The organism is Nocardiopsis sp. iso_25, assembly GCF_056173305.1.
In genome coordinates, this window is the sequence record NZ_CM149667.1 from 3651764 (window position 1) to 3669320 (window position 17557).

Consider the following 17557-nt stretch of genomic DNA (forward strand, 5'->3'; position numbering starts at 1 on the left):
TCCCCGACGCCCCTCCTGCTTGTGCCCACGGCCCTCACGGGCCCCGCGGCGACCCCTAGTGGGCCGGGGTGGGAGCGCCGCCCTCCGGGGCGGCGGCCTGCGAGCGCCGCACGAGGAAGGTCAGCGCGAAGGCCACGACGGAGACCGCCGCGCCGACCAGGAAGGCCGCGTGGACGCCGCCCGCCTGGGCGTTGACCTCGGTGAGGCCGTCGGTGAGCAGGCCCGCCGACGTGCCGGACATGATCGCGACGAAGATCGCTGTGCCGGCCGCGCCCGCGACCTGCTGCACGGTGCCGACCACGGCGCTGCCGTGCGAGTACAGCTCGGGCCGCAGCGAACCCAGCGCGCCGGTGAGCAGCGGGGTGAACATGAAGCCGAGGCCGACGCTGAGCGCCATGTGGGCGGCGATGACGAAGCCGACCGGCGTCTGGGCGTCGAGCAGGGTCATGCCCCACAGCACCAGGGACACCAGCGCCGAGCCCGGGATGACCAGGGGGCGCGGGCCGACGCGGTCGTAGAGGCGGCCGACCACCGGGGCGAGCAGGCCCATGACCAGACCGCCGGGCAGCAGGGCCAGGCCGGTGACGAGCGTGTCGTGGCCCAGGACGTTCTGCATGTAGACCGGCAGCAGGATGAGGGTGCCGAACAGGGCCATGAAGCTGATCAGGACCAGGCCGATCGAGACGCAGAACTGCCTGGAGCCGAACACCCGCAGGTCCAGCAGGGCGCGGTCGCGGCGCTGGAGGCGCAGCTGGCGCCACACGAACAGCACCAGCGCGACGGCGCCGACCCCGATCGAGGCGAAGGGCGGGACCACGGCGGTGGCCTCGCCCTCGCCCAGGCCGGAGAAGCCGTAGACGAGCCCGCCGAAGGCCACAGCCGACACCAGGAGCGAGAGGACGTCGATGCTGGCGGTGCGCGGCTCGGTGACGTTGCGGATGAAGAGGGCGCCCAGGACCAGGCCCAGGATCGCGATGGGCAGGACGAGGCCGAACATCCACCGCCAGTCGAGCACGCTGAGGATGAGACCCGCCAGGGTCGGGCCGACGGCGGGCGCGACCGACATGACGATGGAGATGTTGCCCATGGTGCGGCCGCGGCGGTCCGAGGGAACCATGTTCAGCACGGTGGTCATGAGCAGCGGCATCATGATCGCCGTTCCCGCCGCCTGGACCACGCGGCCCACGAGCAGGAAGCCGAAGCCGGGGGCGAGGAAGCACAGCAGCGTGCCGACGCTGAACAGGGTCATCGCGGTGATGAACACCTGGCGCACGTGGAAGCGCTGGAGCAGGAAGCCGGTAGCGGGGATCACCACGGCCATCACGAGCATGAAGGCCGAGGTCAGCCACTGTCCGGTGGAGACCGAGATGCCGAGGTCCCGGTTGAGCGCGGGCAGCGCCACGCCCATGATCGTCTCGTTCAGGATCACCACGAACGCCGAGACCAGGAGCAGGGGGATGATGAAGCGACCCGCCCGCGCGCTCTTGTCGTCCTGCGGTGGGGCCGAAGCGGTCTCGGCCGTGGATGGAGTGGGCTGCCCGGTCACAGATGTCCTCAGATTGTGGTGTTCGAAAGGGTTCGTCCGGAGGGTTCGCGGAACCTCCCCAGAGGTACCCCAACGCTCCAGACCATCCGCCCGTTCCCGGAACAGCGGTGTGTTCTGGACCATAACCGCGCCGTCGGCGCAGCAAACCCGCCGCGGGGGCCCGGTGCCGGTCCCGGGTTCGTGGCGGGTGGGGTGTGACCGGTGTTGATGTCGGATTCGACCCGACCGTAAACGGAGTGTGCCCGGAGCGGGAGCCGGGTCCGGTCCGACGCCGGGAGGAAGGGGACCGGAGCGCGCACCGGGACAGGCCGGGCGTCACGCCGACCGCGACCGGGGCGCGCGCCCCTCAGCCGCGGGTCCCCGGACGCGGGTCCTCAGCCGCGGGCGGAGCCGTCCGCGGGCAGCCCCCGGCAGGCGGTGCGCGCCAGGGCGAGCGCGCAGGCGTCCTCCACGACGCCGCCGATCCAGGCCGGACGGCCCGTACCGCTCCAGTACCGTCGCCATCCCACCCCCGCCAGGGTGCCGACCGGCGCGGCCGCGGCGGCGAGGACGGTCGCCAAGACGGGTGACGCGCCCGCTCCCCGGGCCAGCAGGGCGCCGCCGGTGCCCGCGCTCACCACCCTGGCCGTCAGGCTCGGCGCGGCGGTGCGGCTGGGGATGCCGGGGAGCTTGTCCCCGGAGAACTCCCCGAGCGCGGCCAGCGCCATGAGCGCGCGCTTGCCCGTCCCCGCGGAGTGCCACAGCGGCGCGCCCCCGAGCGTGCTCCGCGACCCCGCGGCCAGCCCCAGCAGCAGTGCGCGGCCCGCGCCCGATGATGCGCCCATGGTCGGTGTCCCCTCGTTCTTCGGCCGCCGAACGCGGCCGGGTGCTATCCCGGCTATCCCGTTCGGCCCCGGCGAAACCTCGGGGGGACGGGGGCCGCGGTCGCTCGCGGCCGCCGGAACCGCCGGACCGTCCGGGCCCGCGGGGGCGACCTCGGACGACGTCCGCGCGGAGGTGCACGCCTCCTCCGAAGGGCCGTTAGGGAGCGCCGACCAGAAATGTTGACGATGTGGCGTGAGGGGTTTTGCTCCGGCGGCCTTCCGGTCCCCAGCGGTGGTTTCGGCGCGGAGGCGGCCGCGGGCCAACCGGACCGTCCCGCGGGGTCGGGCCCTGCAGGGCTAGGGTGCGGGCATGCCCCTCCCCTCCCCCGCCACCGACCCCGACGACGCCCTCCTGGAGGCGCTCGTGCGCGCGGCCTTCGGCGGCGGGGCCCATGTGCGCGAACGCGCGGTGCTCACCGGCGGCACCTACAACTCCGTGCACCGCGTGGTCCTGGCCGACGGCCGCGGGTCGGTGCTCAAGCTCGCGCCCCCTTCCGACCGGCCCCGGCTCACCTACGAGCACGGCATCACCGCCACCGAGGCCCTGGTCCACGAGCGGACACGGCCCGTGTGCGGCCCGCTCGTGCCCGAGGTGCTGCACCTGGGCGCCGTCCCCGGGGATCCCGGCCGCGCGTACCTGTTCCTCGGCCACCTGCCCGGGGTCCCCTGGACGGGGTCCGCGCCGACCTGGGGCCGGAGCGGACCGCCGGGGTCCGCAGGGAGTTGGGGAGGGCCGTGGCGGCGCTGCACACCGCCACCGGCGACGGGTTCGGCTACCCGGGGTGGGACGGGCTGAGCGCGCCCACCTGGCCGGAGGCCTTCGGCGCGATGGCGGAGGCGGTGGTGGCCGACGCCGACCGGTTCTCGGTCGCGCTGCCCGGCGGCGGCGCGCGGATCCTGCGGCTGGTCTCGGCAGCGGGATCGTCGACGCCGAGCGCGCCTTCTGGGGCGACCCGGCGGCCGAACTGGTGTCCCTGGCGCTCTTGGGCGACGTCCGCGACGACACCGCGCTCCTGGCGGGCTACCGCGAGGCCGGGGGCAGCGTCGACTTCTCCCCCGGCCTGCTGCGCAGGCTCGCGCTCTACCGGGTCTACCTGCACCTGATCATGTTCACCGAACCCACCCCGCGCGGGCACGCGCCGGACGAGGCGGCCCGGACCAGGGCGTTCCTGGCCGGGCACCTGGAGGCCGACCTGGCCCGACTGGCCGGGCCGCTGGACTGAACCCGGCGGACCGGACCGGCCCCGCCGGGGCGAGCGGCGCCCGGGTGCGGTCAGTGGGCCCCGGGCGCCTGCGGCTCCCCGAGCCCGGCCTCGCGGCGGGCGCGGCGGCCGACCCCCTCCACCGCGCGCAGGGCGTCGCGCACGTCCCGGGCCGAGGGCGTGAACGCGAGGTTGTGGATGGTCTCCTCCGGCGCGGTCGCCGCGGCCACGACCCGGTCGAGCACCTCGTCGTCGGCGTCGCCCAGCCCCGCCTCGGTCAGGGTGGTCGGCAGGCCCACGCGCGCCGTGAACCGCGCGAAGTCGTCCACCTCCGAGGCCGGGGCGCCCTCCAGCAGGAGCTGGGTGAGCGAGCCGATGTTGACCTTCTCCCCGTGGGCGAGGTGGTGCGTCTCGTCCACCGCCGTCAGCCCGTCGTGCACCGCGTGCGCGGCGGCCAGACCGCCGGACTCGAAGCCCAGGCCGGACAGCAGCGTGGTGGCCTCCACGACGGCCTCCACGTCCGGGGTCACCAGGCCGCGGTCCACCGCCTCCAGCGCGGGCAGGGAGGACTCCCACAGGATGTCCCAGGACAGGCGCGCCAGGGTCGTGCCCGCACGGGTCGGCAGCCCCTCCACCATGTTCGTGCTGTGCGCCCGCTCCACCGCGCGCGCCTCGATCCAGGTGGCGAGGGCGTCGCCGACCCCGGCGGCCAGGAACCGGGTGGGCGCCTCGGCCACGAACTGCGTGTCGACGACCACCAGCGCCGGGTTGCGGTCGTAGAAGCGGTAGGACTCGAACGCCCCGGACTCGGTGTAGACCACCGACAGCGCCGACGTGGGCGCGTCGGTCGAGGCGACCGTGGCCGCGCTGACCCAGGGAACCCCCGTGTTGTCCCCCGCGGCCTTGGCGGTGTCGATCGCGGCCCCGCCGCCCAGGCCGATGACCAGGTCGTGGCCGCCGTCGCGGATCGTCCCGGAGACGCGTTCGGCCTCGGCCCTGGTCGGAACGCCGCCGAAGCGCTCGAAGACCAGGGGCAGGTCCGCCTCGCGGAAGGAGGCGGTGAGGACGTCCTCGGTCAGCCCGCGGACGACGTCGTCGACCAGGACGAGCGGGCGGGAGCCGTGGTCGGAGACGAGCGGGCCCAGCCGGGCCAGGGCGCCCCGTCCCTGGACGTAGCGTCCCGGCGAGGCGAAGACGCGCGGCCGGGTTGCGTGGGTGTGCTCTGCCATGGGGTGGAACCTCCTCCTCGGTGGATTTCCCTCCCCCTCCCGCTGGCCGCGCATCCACCTGCCCAAACGTGCTGTGGCGAGGCATGGGCCACTCTTGGGCACCAGCAGGGGCGCGGACGCGTTCCTCCCGCCCGCCGCACACGACGACGGGACCGCCCCCGAGGAGGCGGTCCCGTGATGTGTCCGGAGAGGGTCAGTGCGGCAGGCGCTCGGCCAGCCAGGCCTCCACCTCGGCGGAGGAGCGCGGCAGACCGGCCGACATGACCGTGCGGCCCTCCTCGGTGACCAGCACGTCGTCCTCGATGCGCACGCCGATGCCGCGCAGCTCCTCGGGGGCGGTCAGGTCGTCGGGCTGGAAGTACAGGCCCGGCTCGACGGTGAGCACCATACCCGGCTCCAGGTCGCCGTACAGGTGGACCTCCTGGCGCGAGACCGCGCAGTCGTGCACGTCCATGCCCAGCATGTGGCCGGTGCCGTGCAGGGTGTACCGGCGCTGCAGGCCCAGCTCCAGGACGCGCTCGACCGGGCCCTCCAGCAGGCCCCACTCGACGAGGCCCTCGGCCAGCACCCGCTGGGACGCCTCGTGGAAGGCCGTGAACGGCCTGCCCGGGGCGACGGCGGCGATACCGGCCTCCTGGGCGGCGTACACCAGGTCGTAGACGCGGCGCTGCACGTCGGTGAAGGTGCCCGACACCGGCATGGTGCGGGTGACGTCGGCGGTGTACAGCGTGGTGGTCTCCACGCCCGCGTCCAGCAGCAGCAGGTCGCCCTCGCGCACCGGGCCGTCGTTGCGGGTCCAGTGCAGGGTGGTGGCGTTGGCGCCGGAGGCCGCGATGGTGCCGTAGCCGACGTCGTTGCCCTCCACCCGGGCGCGGAGGAAGAACGTGCCCTCGATGAAGCGCTCGGAGGTGTCCTTGGCCTGCGGCAGCGCCTTGACGACGTCGCCGAAGCCGCGCACGGTGGCGTCCACGGCCAGCTGGAGCTGGGCGATCTCCCACTCGTCCTTGACCAGGCGGTGGTCGGCCAGCGTGACGGAGAGGTCCTCGTCGAGCTGGGCGTACTTGGCCCGGGCCTCCTCGTCGGCGTCGGCGCGCAGCCCGTCGACGACCGCGTCGAGGTCGGCGTCGTGGCCGCGCACGATGCGGGTGGTCGCGCCGCCCGCGCGCAGCACGCCGGACAGCGTGGTCACGTCGGCGGTGGCCACGCCCAGCAGGTCGGCGGCCTCGGAGAGGCTGTTGCGGCGGCCGGTCCACAGCTCGCCGTAGCCGCCCAGCCAGAACTCGCCGTTGTCGCGGTTGGAGCGGGGCTTGAGGTAGAGGACCACGTCGTGTCCGCCCTCGGCGCGGGGCGTGAACACCAGGCAGCCGCCGTCGGAGGTGTCGCCGGTGAGGTAGGCGTAGTCGGTGGCCGCCCGGAACGGGTACTCGGTGTCGTTGGAGCGGGTGAGCAGCTGCCCGGCCGGGACGACCAGGCGGTCGCCGGGGAAGGCCGCGCTGAGCGCGGCGCGGCGGCGGGCGGTGTGCCCGGCCTGCTCGACGGGCTCCAGGTCGCGCCGCTCGGTGTCGGCCCACCCGGTGGTCATCCACGCGGCGAGCTCGTCGGAGACCGACTGCGCCTGCCCGTTCTTGCGGGGACTGAACACGGGGGCGTTCGTCTCGTCCTGGGGGCGCTGCTGCTCGCTCACGTCGTGCGTCTCCTCGCGGGTCCGGCGTCGTGGCCGCTTGTGGCGGCCCTGGCCACCCATCGTACGGGGAGGCCCCGGGGTGCGGCCGTCGCGCGGACATACCGGAAGCCATAACGCGACCGGCCCCGTCGGAGGCCGTGGACGCCCCCCGGCGCGAACCCCTCCGGCGGCCGGGCACCGGGCGCGGGCGCCGCTCTCAGGACGAGCCCCTCCTGTGGCCGGTCGCCCGCCTCCTCACACGAGGTCGTGGGCGAAGGGGATGGCCGTGCGGTGGGGCAGCTCGTCGATGTCGGCCGGGTCGACCGGCCGGTAGCCGATCCGCGTGTAGAAGGCGACAGCCTCGGGCTGGGCGGGACCGGTGAACAGCAGGACCCGGGTGTAGCCGAGGTCGCGGGCGGCCTCCTCCAGCGCGGTCATCACCCGGCTGGCCAGTCCGAGGCGGCGGTGGCGCCCCGAGGTCCAGACGCGCTTGAACTCGGCGGTGTCGGCCATGGCCGCCCGGTCCTTCTTGTAGGGGCGCACAGCCCCTCCGGCGACGATCTCCCCGTCCAGTTCGGCCAGCACGAGGCGGCCGTGGGGAGCGGCGAACTCGGTCACCGGGTAGCGCGCGAGCTCGTCGGCCGCGCCCTCGGCGCCGTAGCGCTCGGTGTACTCCTCCAGCAGCCCGTCGAGCAGCCCCCGCACGCGCGGGTCGTCGTGGCGCACGCGCAGCATGCGGACCGCGCTGGTCCGCGGGTCCGCCGCGACGGCCTCGGTACCGGTGTGTGTCACGCGTTCCTCCCCCTGGACGGCGGGGCGTCCCGCAGCGGTGACGGCGTGCGGTGCCCGATTCCGCCGGAATACTACGCGCCGGACCAGCGGGCCCGTGACGGGGGCGGTCAGTCGGCGTTGGGCCCGTACCTGTTGTCGCGGTCCTCCGGGTCGTCGGGGTCGGCGATGCTGCCCAGGGCAGCGGCCACCGGCGGCAGGACGGCCGCCACCGCGCACATGGCCACCGCCCATCCCGCGCCGAAGAGGTAGTAGACGGGCAGCGCACCGGCGAACAGGAGCAGGCACGCTCCCATGACGAGGCTGTACTGGCGTACGCGGCGCTTCATCGCGGCCCCCTCGGTCCACGGGAACCCCTCCACGCTACCCGGGACGCTCCCCCGGCCCGGGCCACCGGTTGCGCGAAGGCGAGACCGCCCGCGGCCGGGCCACAAGCCCGTCTCAGGCCCCCGCGGCGGCCCGGTCGTCCGCGGGCGGCGGGGAGGACGCCGCGGCGGAGGCCGACGGCGCCCGGAAGAGGGTGCGGGCGCGCATGGCCCGGAACCCGTTCTCGACCTCGTACCCGGCCTCCAGCAGCCGCTGTCTGGCCTCCTCGGCGCTGCGCACGGTGGCCTCGTCGAAGACGAGGTTGTAGTAGCGCTCGGGCACCCGGTTGAGCACCGCCCTCAGGGTCCGCAGCGACGCGGTGGCCGCCGCGTCCCCGCCGGGGGCCTCGGGCAGGATCCCGTAGGCGCGGCGCGCCCACGCGGGCAGGGTGGCGTAGGACAGCGCACCGACCGGGAACCACAGGGGCTTGAGCGGGGCCAGCCAGGACAGGCGCTCGGGCACCTTGGGCCACAGCAGGAAGCGCACCGCCTGGCGGGCCTCGGGGGTGGCGCGCAGGACGGGCCGGACCGAGGCCAGGTAGCGGCGCAGGTCGGCGACCGAACGCGGCACGTCCTCGCGCGACAGTCCCACGTAGGCGGCGGTGCGCGACTGCTCGTCGAGGTAGCGGTCCGCGTCGCGGGCGGTCAGCGCGACGCCCGCGCGCACGGCGTTCTCCAGGTAGGAGGAGACCTCCGCGCAGTGCACCCACACCAGCAGGTCGCGCTGGTCAACCCGGTGCGTGCGGCCGGTGTCCGGGTCGGTGAAGGACAGCGCGCGGTGCACCCGGCGGACGCGTTCGCCGAGCGCGTCGGCCTCGGCGGGGCTGCCGTAGGTGGTGACGGCCACGAAGTGGGCGGTGCGCAGCAGGCGGCCGGTGGGATCGGAGCGAAAGTCCGAGCGCTGCCACACCCCCTGCATGGCCACGGGGTGCAGGGCCTGGAGCATGAGGGCGCGCACGCCCGCCACCCACATCGACCGGTCCAGGTGGATCTTCCAGGTGACGCTGTCGGGGGCGGCGACGGTCGGCTGCATCCGGTCTCCTACGGGCTGCGGGGGGGGAGTTCGCACCGTGACGGCTCTGCACCTCCACGATAGGTCCGGTGCTCCCCCGCCCCACGGCGGGTCCGCGGCGCGGCCGGGCGGACCCGCTCGCCCCACACGCCCGGAAGGGCGCGGGCGCGGAGCACGGCAGGCGGCGCAGACGGCCCCGTTCCCGCGCGCTCAGGCGGGGCGGCCGCGCAGGTAGGCCAGGACCGCCTGGACGCGGCGGTGCACGCCCTCGTCCTGGGGCAGGTCGAGCTTGGCCAGGATGTTGCCCACGTGCTTGCCGACGGCGGCGTCGCTGACCACCAGGTGGCGGGCGATCGCCCCGTTGGAGCGGCCCTCGGCCATCAGGGCGAGGACCTCGTGCTCGCGCGGGGTCAGGCGCTCCAGCGGGTCGGCGCGGCGGCGCAGCAGCTGGCGGACCACCTCGGGGTCCACGAAGGTCTCGCCGTCCACCACCCGGCGCAGCACGGAGGCGAACTCGCGGACGTCGCCCACCCTCTGCTTGAGCAGGTAGCCCACGCCCTGGCCGCTGCCGGAGTCGAGCAGGTCGGTGGCGTAGCTCAGCTCCACGTACTGGCTCAGCGCGACCACCGCCAGGCACGGGCGTTCGCGGCGCAGCCGGACGGCGGCCCGCAGTCCCTCGTCGGTGAAGCCGGGCGGCATGCGGATGTCGGTGACCACGAGGCCGGGCTCGTGCTCGGCGACGGCCGACAGCAGCGCCTCGGCGTCGCCGACCGAGGCCACGACGGGGAAGCCGAAGCGCTCCAGGATTCCCGACAGCCCCTCTCTGAGCAGCACGCCGTCCTCGGCCAGGACGGTGGGCACCGGGGGCGCGTCGGGGGTCACGCCAGCGGTGTCGGGGGAACGGGTCCGCACGGAAGCTCCACTCGGATTCGGGTAGGTCCGCCCTCGGGGCTGGACAGCTCCATTGTGCCGCCCATGACGGCGACGCGGTCTGCGAGCCCGGTGAGCCCGGACCCGCGGGCGGGGTCGGCGCCGCCCGCGCCGTGGTCGGTGACCTCCACCAGCAGGGTGTCGGGCCGCCCCGGCCCGCCGGGTGCCGTGCCGGCGTGCACGGTGGCGGTGTCGGCCTCGGTGTGCTTGCAGACGTTGGTGAGGGCCTCGGCGACCACGAAGTAGGCGGTGCCCTCCACGTGCGCGGGCAGGCGTCCACCGATCCGCGTGTGCACCGTGACGGGCACGGGGCAGCGGTCGGCCAGCTCCTCCAGGGCGGCGGGCAGTCCCCGGTCGGTGAGGACCCGGGGGTGGATGCCGCGCACCAGTTCGCGCAGCTCGGTGATGAGCTCGTCGGCCTTGGCCTGCGCGGCGACCACGCGCTGGTCGGCCTCGCTGCCCTCCTCCAGGTCCAGGCGGGCCACGCCCAGGTCCATGGACAGGGCGACCAGGCGCTGCTGGGCACCGTCGTGCAGGTCGCGTTCGATGCGCCTGCGCTCGTACTCGAAGGCGTTGACCAGGCGGGCCCGGGACTCGGTGACCTGGTTGAGCTCGGCGTGCAGGGCACCCTTGGGCGGACCGACCAGCAGGGTGCGGGCCAGCACGGAGTGCAGGCACGCCAGGGCCGCCGACGCGTAGAGCAGGACGACCAGCAGCGGCGGGGCCAGGAGGGTGTAGGGAGCCGCCTCGGCGCTGGAGGTGAGCCTCACGGGGCCGAGGTCGATGACGGAGCCGGGGCTGTCGTCCAGCAGGAGCGGACCGGAGGCCAGGACGATCGCAAGCAGCAGCAGGAAACCGGTGATCATGGCGGTGACCCCCGACAGGGGGAGCATCAGCCCCGCGTAGGCCACCTCCCGCCAGGTGGCGGCCTCGGTGTAGCGGGTGCGTACCCACCCCCACAGCCCGGGGACCGGTTCGCGGTGCCCGCTCCCGCGGGGACCGCCCCCGACCAGGCCCAGGCGCCAGCGCTCCAGCGCTCCCAGGGGGATGGCGACCAGCGGGCCGAACAGGAACGTGAGCGTCAGGCACAGGGCCAGCACCAGGACGATCCCGCCGTAGTCGTCGAAGGCCCGGACCTCGCCGGTCCACGCCATGAACAGTACCGCCCAGGGGGCCAGGACGGGAGAGGCGACGAAGAACAGGACGGAGGCCACCAGGACGGTGCCGCCGCTGTAGGCGAGGCCGCGCCAGGGCCAGGGGGTGAGCAGGAAACGCCTCGTGCCGAGCGCCTGGAACAGGGCGCGCGGCGCGTTCGGGGACTCCGCGGGAGTGGTCATGACCCAAAGTTAGGCAGGCCCGGCGCGCACCGGAATCGGCTGCGCCACCGGGTCGGGGGTGGGGCTGGCCCTACCCCGGGAAGCCGGGTTCCCGGCGTGGAGGGGCCGGGGAGGAGCCGGGGAGGGGGCCCGGGCCTTCGGGGGGAGTGGCCGCGCGCCCGTCGCAGCTCAGGACGATAGGGTCGGACGACGTGAGTGCGAAACCGCTGATCCCTGATGTCCTGGCTGCCCGCTACGCGTCCGCGGAGCTGACCCGGCTGTGGTCCCCCGAGTACAAGGTGGTCGCCGAGCGGCGGCTGTGGCTGGCCGTGCTGCGCGCCCAGGCGCGTCTGGGCGTGGACGTCCCGGCCGGTGTGGTCGAGGACTACGAGAAGGTCCTGGAGCAGGTGGACCTGGCCTCCATCGCCGAGCGCGAGCGGGTCACCCGCCACGACGTCAAGGCCCGCATCGAGGAGTTCAACGCCCTCGCCGGGCACGAGCACGTCCACAAGGGCATGACCTCGCGCGACCTGACCGAGAACGTCGAGCAGCTCCAGGTGCGCGACAGCCTGCTGCTGGCGCGCGACCGGGTGGTGGCGCTGCTTGCCCGGCTGGGGAGGCTGTCGGCCGAGTACGGCGAGACGGTGATGGCGGGCCGCTCCCACAACGTGGCGGCGCAGGCCACCACGCTCGGCAAGCGGTTCGCGTCGATCGCGGACGAGGTGCTGGTCGCCCACGGGCGGCTGGAGGAGCTGATCTCCCGCTACCCGCTGCGCGGGATCAAGGGCCCGGTGGGCACCGCGCAGGACATGCTGGACCTGCTGGGCGGGGACCGCGCCGCGCTGAGCGCGCTGGAGGACGAGGTGGCCTCCCACCTCGGGTTCGAGCGGCGCTTCACCAGCGTGGGCCAGGTCTACCCGCGCTCGTTGGACTTCGAGGTGCTGACCGCGCTGGTGCAGCTGGCCGCCGGTCCCTCGTCGCTGGCCAAGACGATCCGCCTGATGGCCGGGCACGAGCTGGTCACCGAGGGGTTCGCCGAGGGCCAGGTGGGCTCCTCGGCCATGCCGCACAAGATGAACACGCGCTCGTGCGAGCGGGTCAACGGGCTGACCGTGATCCTGCGCGGGTACGCGTCCATGGCCGGTGAGCTGGCCGGGGACCAGTGGAACGAGGGCGACGTGTCCTGCTCGGTGGTGCGCCGGGTGGCCCTGCCGGACGCGTTCTTCGCCTTCGACGGGCTGGTGGAGACGATGCTGACGGTGCTGGACGAGTTCGGCGCCTTCCCCGCGGTGGTCTCCGCCGAGCTCGACCGCTACCTGCCGTTCCTGGCCACGACCAAGATGCTCATGGCCGCGGTGCGCGCCGGGGTGGGCCGCGAGACCGCCCACGAGCTGATCAAGGAGCACGCGGTGGGCTCGGCCCTGGCCATGCGCCAGGAGGGCGCGGGCAACCGGCTGCTGGACCGCCTGGCCGAGGACGGGCGCTTCCCGCTCGGCCGCGAGGAGCTGGACGGACTGCTGGCCGACCGGATCACCTTCACCGGTGCCGCCGCCGACCAGGTGGCCGCCGTGGTGGAGCGGATCGACGCGATCGTGGCCGCGCACCCGGAGGCGGCCGCCTACTCCCCGGGTTCGATCCTGTAGGGCCCGGGGCTCGCCCGGCGAGGGGCCCGGGACGGTGACGCCGTCCCGGGCCCCTCGCCGTGTGCGGCGTGCGGACGTGCGGTGACGCGTGTATGACCCAGCTCACTACCGCTAACAGTCGGTCCGAAAGTTAACGCCTATTACGGTTGTGCTGTCGGCACGTCCAACCCCCGAGCCCCTCGGAGCACCCATGATCGACCCCGATTCCTTCGGTACCGCGCTGTGGACCGTGCTGATCGTCGCAGGCGTCGTCATCGCCTTCGGTCTGGCCGCCCTGGCGGACATGGCCATGCGCCGCCGCGAGGACCGCGCCGCGCGCGCCGCCCGGAGCGCGAACCCCGCGGCGGCGCGCGCGGACGGGCGGGAGCGGGTGAACGGGAGCGGACCCGCCGGCGGCGGGGGCTCCCGCGCCTGAGACCGGCGCCGCCCGCCCCGGCCCCCGGCCCCCGGCGGGCGTCCTCCGCCCAGCCCGGAAACGCGGCTCACGCCACCAGGCGGGCGAACAGCTCCGGGTCGGCGTTGCCCCCCGAGACGACCGCGACCGTCTCCTGCGGGCGTCCGGGCGCGGTGGGCACCCGGCCCGCCAGGACCGCGGCCGCGGCCAGGGCCCCGCTGGGCTCGGCGACCAGACGCGCCCCGTGGGCGAGTGCGGCGACGGCGCGGGCGATCTCCTCCTCGGTCACGGTGACGACCTCGTCCAGGCGGGCGCGCAGGTGGGCGAAGGTCAGCTCGGACAGGCACACGCGCACCCCGTCGGCCATGGTGCGGTGGGTGCGCTCGGGCGGCCAGGCGACCAGACTCCCGGTGCGCAGGCTCTCGGCGGCGTCGGCGGCCAGTTCGGGCTCCACCCCCACGACGCGGACGCGGCGCGGGCCCGCGGCGGCCAGCGCGGCGGTGGCCACCCCCGAGGCGAGCCCGCCTCCGCCCACGGGCACGACGACGGTCGCGACCCCGGGCGACTGCTCCAGGATCTCCAGGCCGACCGTGCCCTGGCCCGCGATGACGCGCGGGTCGTCGAAGGGCGGGACGAGGGTGAGCCCCTCCTCGTCCCGGAGCCGCCGCGCGGTGGCCTCCCGCTCCCGGGGGGCCACCACGACGATGCGGGCGCCCAGGGCGCGCATGCGGTCGACCTTCACCCCGGGCGCGCCCTCGGGGACGACGACGGTGCAGGGCGCCCCCTGCCGGGCGGCGGCGTAAGCGAGCGCCTGGCCGTGGTTGCCCGAGGAGTGGGTCACCACACCGCTGCGGCGCCGGGCGGGGTCGAGCAGGGCGACGGCGTTGGTGGCACCGCGCAGCTTGAAGGCACCGGTGGGCTGGAGGCTCTCGGGTTTGAGCAGGAACGGCGGCCCTCCGGCGGGGCCCGCCGTCAGCGGGGTGCGCACCACCTCCCCGCGCAGGCGCTCCTGAGCGGCGCGGACGTCCTCCACCGTGATCAGTTCCATGCGTTCCCTGTTCCCGGTCCCGGACCGGCCACGCGTGCGGACCGGCGGCCCGCGGGGCCGCGGCCGTCGGCCGGGAGGGGAGCGGGTCTCGCGGAAGGAACGCGCGTGCACTACCGTGGCCGGTTGACTGTCAGCACAAGTCCATATCGTCGACGTCGCAGTGCACGGGAAGCCGGTGGAAGTCCGGCGCGGTCCTCGCCACTGTGACCGGAGGGCGCCTCCCGCACGCCACTGGGCCGGACACGGCCCGGGAAGGGTGGGGGCGCGGGGCAGAAGCCCGACTCCGGGAGCCAGGAGACCGGCTGCGACCGTCCGCGTCATCAGACCACGAAGGATGGTTTGTTCGTGAAGCCCACCGGGGCACGCGCGGTCCGGTACCGCCTGCCCGTCTGCGCCGCCCTCGCCCTGCTCCTGGCCGCGACCGCCTGCGGCGGCGCCGCCCCCTCCCCCGAGGCCGCCGGGGAGACGATCCGCAACTGCGGCGTCGACGTGGCCGCGGACAGCCCGCCGGAACGGGTGTTCGCCGCCTACCAGCCCGCTATCGAGACCGCCCACGCGCTGGGCCTCAGCGACCGCCTGGTGGGGACGGCGTTCCTGGACGCCGCCGTCCTGGAGGAGTACGCCGACGCCCAGGCCGGACAGGAGTACTACCCCAACCTGCCCAGCCGCGAGGAGCTGCTCAACCACAGGCCCGACTTCGTGCTCGCCGGGTTCAACGACGTGTTCACCGACGAGAACCTCGGCACGCGGGCCTCCCTGCGCGAACTGGGCGTCGGCAGCTGGATCCCGGCGCCGCTGTGCCCGAGCGGGGACGGCCGCACCGACGCGACCATCGACCCGGCCTCGGTGACGATGGACAGCGTCTACGCCGACCTGCGGGATCTGGGCGCGCTGTTCGACGCGCGCGAGCGCGCCGAGGAGGTCGTCGCGGACATGGAGGGCACGATAGGCGGGGTCGCCCGGGCCCTGGAGGGCCGCGTGCCTGAGGAGGACCGGCCCACGGTGATGGTCGGCCGCCCCAGCGACCAGGGGTTCCGGGTGGCGGGCGGGCAGGACTTCTCCACCGAGATCATCCGGCTGGCCGGCGGCGTCAACGCCTTCGCCGACCTGGACGGCGGGCGCAACCACGACGTGGCGGTCGAGGACGTGATCGCGCGCGACCCCGACTTCATCCTGGTCGACGTGTGCTGCGACGCCCGGATGACCGCCGCCGACGCCGCCCCGGACGTGGAACGGATCACGGCCGACCCCGTGCTGGCCAACCTGACCGCGGTCACCGAGGGGCAGGTGGAGGAGTTCACCTTCGCCGACCGCTCCGCGGGTGTGCGCAGCGCGGCCGCAGTGGAGACGGTCGCCCGGATCCTGCACCCCGGCCTGTTCGGGTAGGCGGGCCGATGGCCCCCCATACGGCCGGGAGGCCCGTGACGACCGTGCCCTCGGGGGTCCGGCGTCGGCTGCGGGCCGCCGCCGACGGTTCCGGGGTGCTCGTCGGCGCCCACGCCCGCGCGGCCGGGCTGGCGGTGGCCCTGCTGGTCCTGGCCGCGACCCTGCTGGTGTCGGTCCTGGTCGGCTACGAGCGGCTGTCGGTGTCCGACGTGTACCTCGCCTACGCCGGTTTCACCGGTTCGGACACAGACCTGGTCGTGCGGCACCTGCGTGTGCCGCGCACCCTGGCCGGGCTGGCGGTCGGCGCTGCCCTGGGCGTGTCCGGGGTCCTGGCGCAGGGGGTGACCCGCAACCCCCTCGGCGACCCCGGCGTGCTCGGCGTCAACGCGGGCGCCTCCCTGGCCGCGGTCCTGGCGATCAGCGTGTTCGGTGCGTCCTCGCTGCTGGGCTACGTCGGCTTCGCCTTCGCGGGCGCCGCGGCGGCCGTCTGCGCGGTCTACGCCGTCGGGTCGCTGGGCCGGGAGGGCGGCGGTCCGGTCAGGCTCACGCTCGCCGGAGCCGCGGTCTCAGCCCTGCTCGGCTCGCTGACCTCGGCGCTCGTCCTGCGCGACCGCGCGAGCCTGGAGGAGTACCGGTTCTGGGTGGTGGGCTCGCTGGCGGGCGCCGACGGCGCGGCGCTGCTCCAGGCGCTGCCGTTCCTGGCCGCGGGGCTGGTGGCGGCGGTGGCGGCGGCCCGGTCCCTGAACGCGGTGGCGCTCGGCGACGAACTGGCCCGTTCCCTGGGGACACGGCTGTGGCTGGTGCGCGGGGCGAGCGCTCTGGCGGTGGTGCTCCTGGCCGGGACGGCGACGGCCGTGGCGGGTCCGATCGGCTTCGTCGGAGTCGCCGTGCCGCACGTCGTGCGGGCCCTGGTCGGCCCCGACCACCGCTGGGTGCTGCCCTGGTCGGCGGTGCTGGCGCCCGTCCTGCTGTTGGCGGCCGACGTCGCGGGCCGTGTGGTGGCGCGTCCCGAGGAGTTGCAGGTCGGCGTCCTGGCCGCTCTCATCGGTGCGCCGTTCTTCGTCCTCCTGGTGCGCGGGCGAAGGGTGGCGGGGCTGTGACGGCGCGTTCCGGGGTCCTGGGCCCCCGGACGGGGGTGGCCCGGCTGGGCGGGCTGTCGGTGCGGGTGTACTGGCCCTCGGTGCTGCTCGGCGGCCTGCTCACCGCCCTGGCCGCGGCGGTGGCCCTGGTCTCGCTGACCTTGGGGGACTTCGAGCTGGCCGTGGGCGAGGTGGTGGACGCGCTCACCGGCCGTGCCGGTGTGATGGTCACCCACGTGGTGGTGGAGATGCGGCTGCCGCGTGTGCTCACCGCGCTGGGCGTGGGCGCGGCGCTGGCGCTCTCGGGGGCGCTGCTGCAACGGCTGGCGCGCAATCCGCTGGTCAGCCCGGACGTCATCGGGGTCAGCGCGGGCGCGACGACCGGGGCGGTGCTCGCCATCGTGGTCTTCGGCGGCACGGCGGCGGCGATCGCGGCCAGCGCGCTGGCGGGGTCCGTGGCCACCGCGTTCCTGCTGTACCTGCTCGCCCATCGGCGCGGTGTCAGCGGGCAGCGGCTGGTCCTGGTGGGGATCGCGGTCACCGCGGTGCTGGGCGCGGTGACGTCGTACCTGCTGACCCGCACGGAACTCACCACGGCGCAGCGCGCCGTGCTCTGGCTCACCGGCAGCCTGGCGAACCGGGGCTGGCCGCACGTGGTGACGGTGGCGGTGGCGCTGGCCGTCCTGGCGCCGACCGCGTTCGTGCTGGCACGTCAGCTGTCCCTGCTCCAGCTCGGCGAGGACGCGGCGACCGCCCTGGGCGGCCGGGTGCGGCCCGCCCGGGGCGCCCTGCTGTTCACCTCCGCCGCGCTCGCGGCCGCGGCCACCGCCGTCGCCGGTCCCGTCGCGTTCGTCGCTCTGGTGGCCCCGCAGATCGTGCGGCGTCTGCTGGGCGGACGCGCTCTGGGGCTGCTGCCCTGCGCCGCCTGCGGAGCGCTCCTGGCGGCCGGTGCGGACCTGGTCGCGCGCACCGCCTTCGGGGGGAGCGAACTGCCGGTCGGGGTGGTCACCGGGGTGCTGGGCGCCCCCTTCCTGCTGTACCTGCTGGCGCGCGGCGAAGGGGCGGGGCGGGGCCGGTGAGCGCCCGGGGGGC

At 75.2% G+C, this 17557-nt stretch carries 17 protein-coding genes and 1 riboswitch; of the genes, 7 read left to right on the top strand and 10 right to left on the bottom strand.

Going from position 1 to position 17557, the window contains the following annotated elements; translation table 11 throughout:
- Positions 1-55: 55 nt before the first annotated feature.
- Both AC0VX6_RS15865 and AC0VX6_RS15870 read right to left on the bottom strand, forming a co-directional pair.
- Positions 56-1546, bottom strand: a complete 1491-nt coding sequence (locus tag AC0VX6_RS15865) for an MDR family MFS transporter (protein WP_274973472.1) — start codon at positions 1544-1546, stop codon at positions 56-58.
- A 374-nt stretch (positions 1547-1920) separates the two neighbouring features.
- Positions 1921-2370 carry a hypothetical protein gene (locus AC0VX6_RS15870; RefSeq protein WP_274973473.1) on the bottom strand — a complete coding sequence of 150 codons (450 nt, stop codon included), beginning with the start codon at positions 2368-2370 and terminating at the stop codon, positions 1921-1923.
- Between the two features lie 349 nt (positions 2371-2719).
- On the opposite strand from AC0VX6_RS15870, the gene AC0VX6_RS15875 reads away from it, so the two are divergent.
- Positions 2720-3205: a phosphotransferase family protein gene (locus AC0VX6_RS15875; protein WP_475464938.1), complete on the top strand. Its 486-nt coding sequence runs from the start codon at positions 2720-2722 to the stop codon at positions 3203-3205.
- Positions 3192-3632, top strand: coding sequence for a hypothetical protein (locus tag AC0VX6_RS15880; protein ID WP_475464940.1), 441 nt, complete (start codon positions 3192-3194; stop codon positions 3630-3632). The genes AC0VX6_RS15875 and AC0VX6_RS15880 overlap by 14 nt, the downstream gene beginning before the upstream one ends.
- 50 nt (positions 3633-3682) lie before the next feature.
- Here AC0VX6_RS15880 and AC0VX6_RS15885 read toward each other — a convergent pair whose 3' ends face one another.
- The 7 genes from AC0VX6_RS15885 to AC0VX6_RS15915 form a co-directional block, all read right to left on the bottom strand.
- Positions 3683-4840, bottom strand: coding sequence for a glycerol dehydrogenase (locus tag AC0VX6_RS15885; protein WP_475464941.1), 1158 nt, complete (start codon positions 4838-4840; stop codon positions 3683-3685).
- Positions 4841-5033: 193 nt separating this feature from the next.
- The gene (locus AC0VX6_RS15890) at positions 5034-6524 is read right to left on the bottom strand and encodes an aminopeptidase P family protein (RefSeq protein ID WP_274973477.1); all 1491 of its coding nucleotides are present in this window, start codon (positions 6522-6524) and stop codon (positions 5034-5036) included.
- A gap of 234 nt (positions 6525-6758) precedes the next feature.
- Positions 6759-7295, bottom strand: a complete 537-nt coding sequence (locus AC0VX6_RS15895; RefSeq protein ID WP_274973478.1) for a GNAT family N-acetyltransferase — start codon at positions 7293-7295, stop codon at positions 6759-6761.
- Between the two features lie 107 nt (positions 7296-7402).
- Positions 7403-7621, bottom strand: coding sequence for a hypothetical protein (locus tag AC0VX6_RS15900; RefSeq protein ID WP_248770783.1), 219 nt, complete (start codon positions 7619-7621; stop codon positions 7403-7405).
- Between the two features lie 112 nt (positions 7622-7733).
- A complete protein-coding gene (locus AC0VX6_RS15905) occupies positions 7734-8690 on the bottom strand; it encodes an oxygenase MpaB family protein (RefSeq protein WP_475464944.1) in 957 nt (318 codons plus the stop codon).
- A 189-nt stretch (positions 8691-8879) separates the two neighbouring features.
- Complete coding sequence (locus AC0VX6_RS15910) at positions 8880-9581, bottom strand: response regulator (protein ID WP_475464946.1); 702 nt, start codon at positions 9579-9581, stop codon at positions 8880-8882.
- Entirely contained in the window at positions 9548-10936 is a 1389-nt protein-coding gene (locus tag AC0VX6_RS15915) for a sensor histidine kinase (protein WP_274973481.1), read from the bottom strand. Before AC0VX6_RS15915 ends, AC0VX6_RS15910 begins: the two co-directional genes overlap by 34 nt.
- A gap of 191 nt (positions 10937-11127) precedes the next feature.
- Here AC0VX6_RS15915 and purB point away from each other — a divergent pair, with 191 nt between their 5' ends.
- Both purB and AC0VX6_RS15925 read left to right on the top strand, forming a co-directional pair.
- Entirely contained in the window at positions 11128-12558 is a 1431-nt protein-coding gene (purB, locus tag AC0VX6_RS15920) for an adenylosuccinate lyase (RefSeq protein ID WP_274973482.1), read from the top strand.
- A gap of 190 nt (positions 12559-12748) precedes the next feature.
- The gene (locus AC0VX6_RS15925; RefSeq protein WP_274973483.1) at positions 12749-12973 is read left to right on the top strand and encodes a histidine kinase; all 225 of its coding nucleotides are present in this window, start codon (positions 12749-12751) and stop codon (positions 12971-12973) included.
- A gap of 67 nt (positions 12974-13040) precedes the next feature.
- Here the strand turns inward: AC0VX6_RS15925 and AC0VX6_RS15930 are convergent, their stop codons facing one another.
- Positions 13041-14000 (bottom strand): threonine ammonia-lyase, encoded by a 960-nt coding sequence (locus AC0VX6_RS15930; RefSeq protein WP_274973484.1) that lies wholly within the window; start codon positions 13998-14000, stop codon positions 13041-13043.
- A 141-nt stretch (positions 14001-14141) separates the two neighbouring features.
- Positions 14142-14321: riboswitch (cobalamin riboswitch) on the top strand.
- Positions 14322-14345: 24 nt separating this feature from the next.
- Between AC0VX6_RS15930 and AC0VX6_RS15935 the strand changes: the two genes are divergently transcribed.
- The 3 genes from AC0VX6_RS15935 to AC0VX6_RS15945 are packed head-to-tail and all read left to right on the top strand — an operon-like array spanning position 14346 to position 17544.
- Complete coding sequence (locus tag AC0VX6_RS15935) at positions 14346-15386, top strand: ABC transporter substrate-binding protein (protein WP_475464949.1); 1041 nt, start codon at positions 14346-14348, stop codon at positions 15384-15386.
- Positions 15387-15394: 8 nt separating this feature from the next.
- The gene (locus AC0VX6_RS15940) at positions 15395-16486 is read left to right on the top strand and encodes a FecCD family ABC transporter permease (RefSeq protein WP_475464951.1); all 1092 of its coding nucleotides are present in this window, start codon (positions 15395-15397) and stop codon (positions 16484-16486) included.
- On the top strand, positions 16483-17544 hold the full coding sequence (locus AC0VX6_RS15945; RefSeq protein ID WP_274973487.1) for a FecCD family ABC transporter permease: 1062 nt from the start codon (positions 16483-16485) through the stop codon (positions 17542-17544). Before AC0VX6_RS15940 ends, AC0VX6_RS15945 begins: the two co-directional genes overlap by 4 nt.
- The last annotated feature ends 13 nt before the right edge of the window (positions 17545-17557 follow it).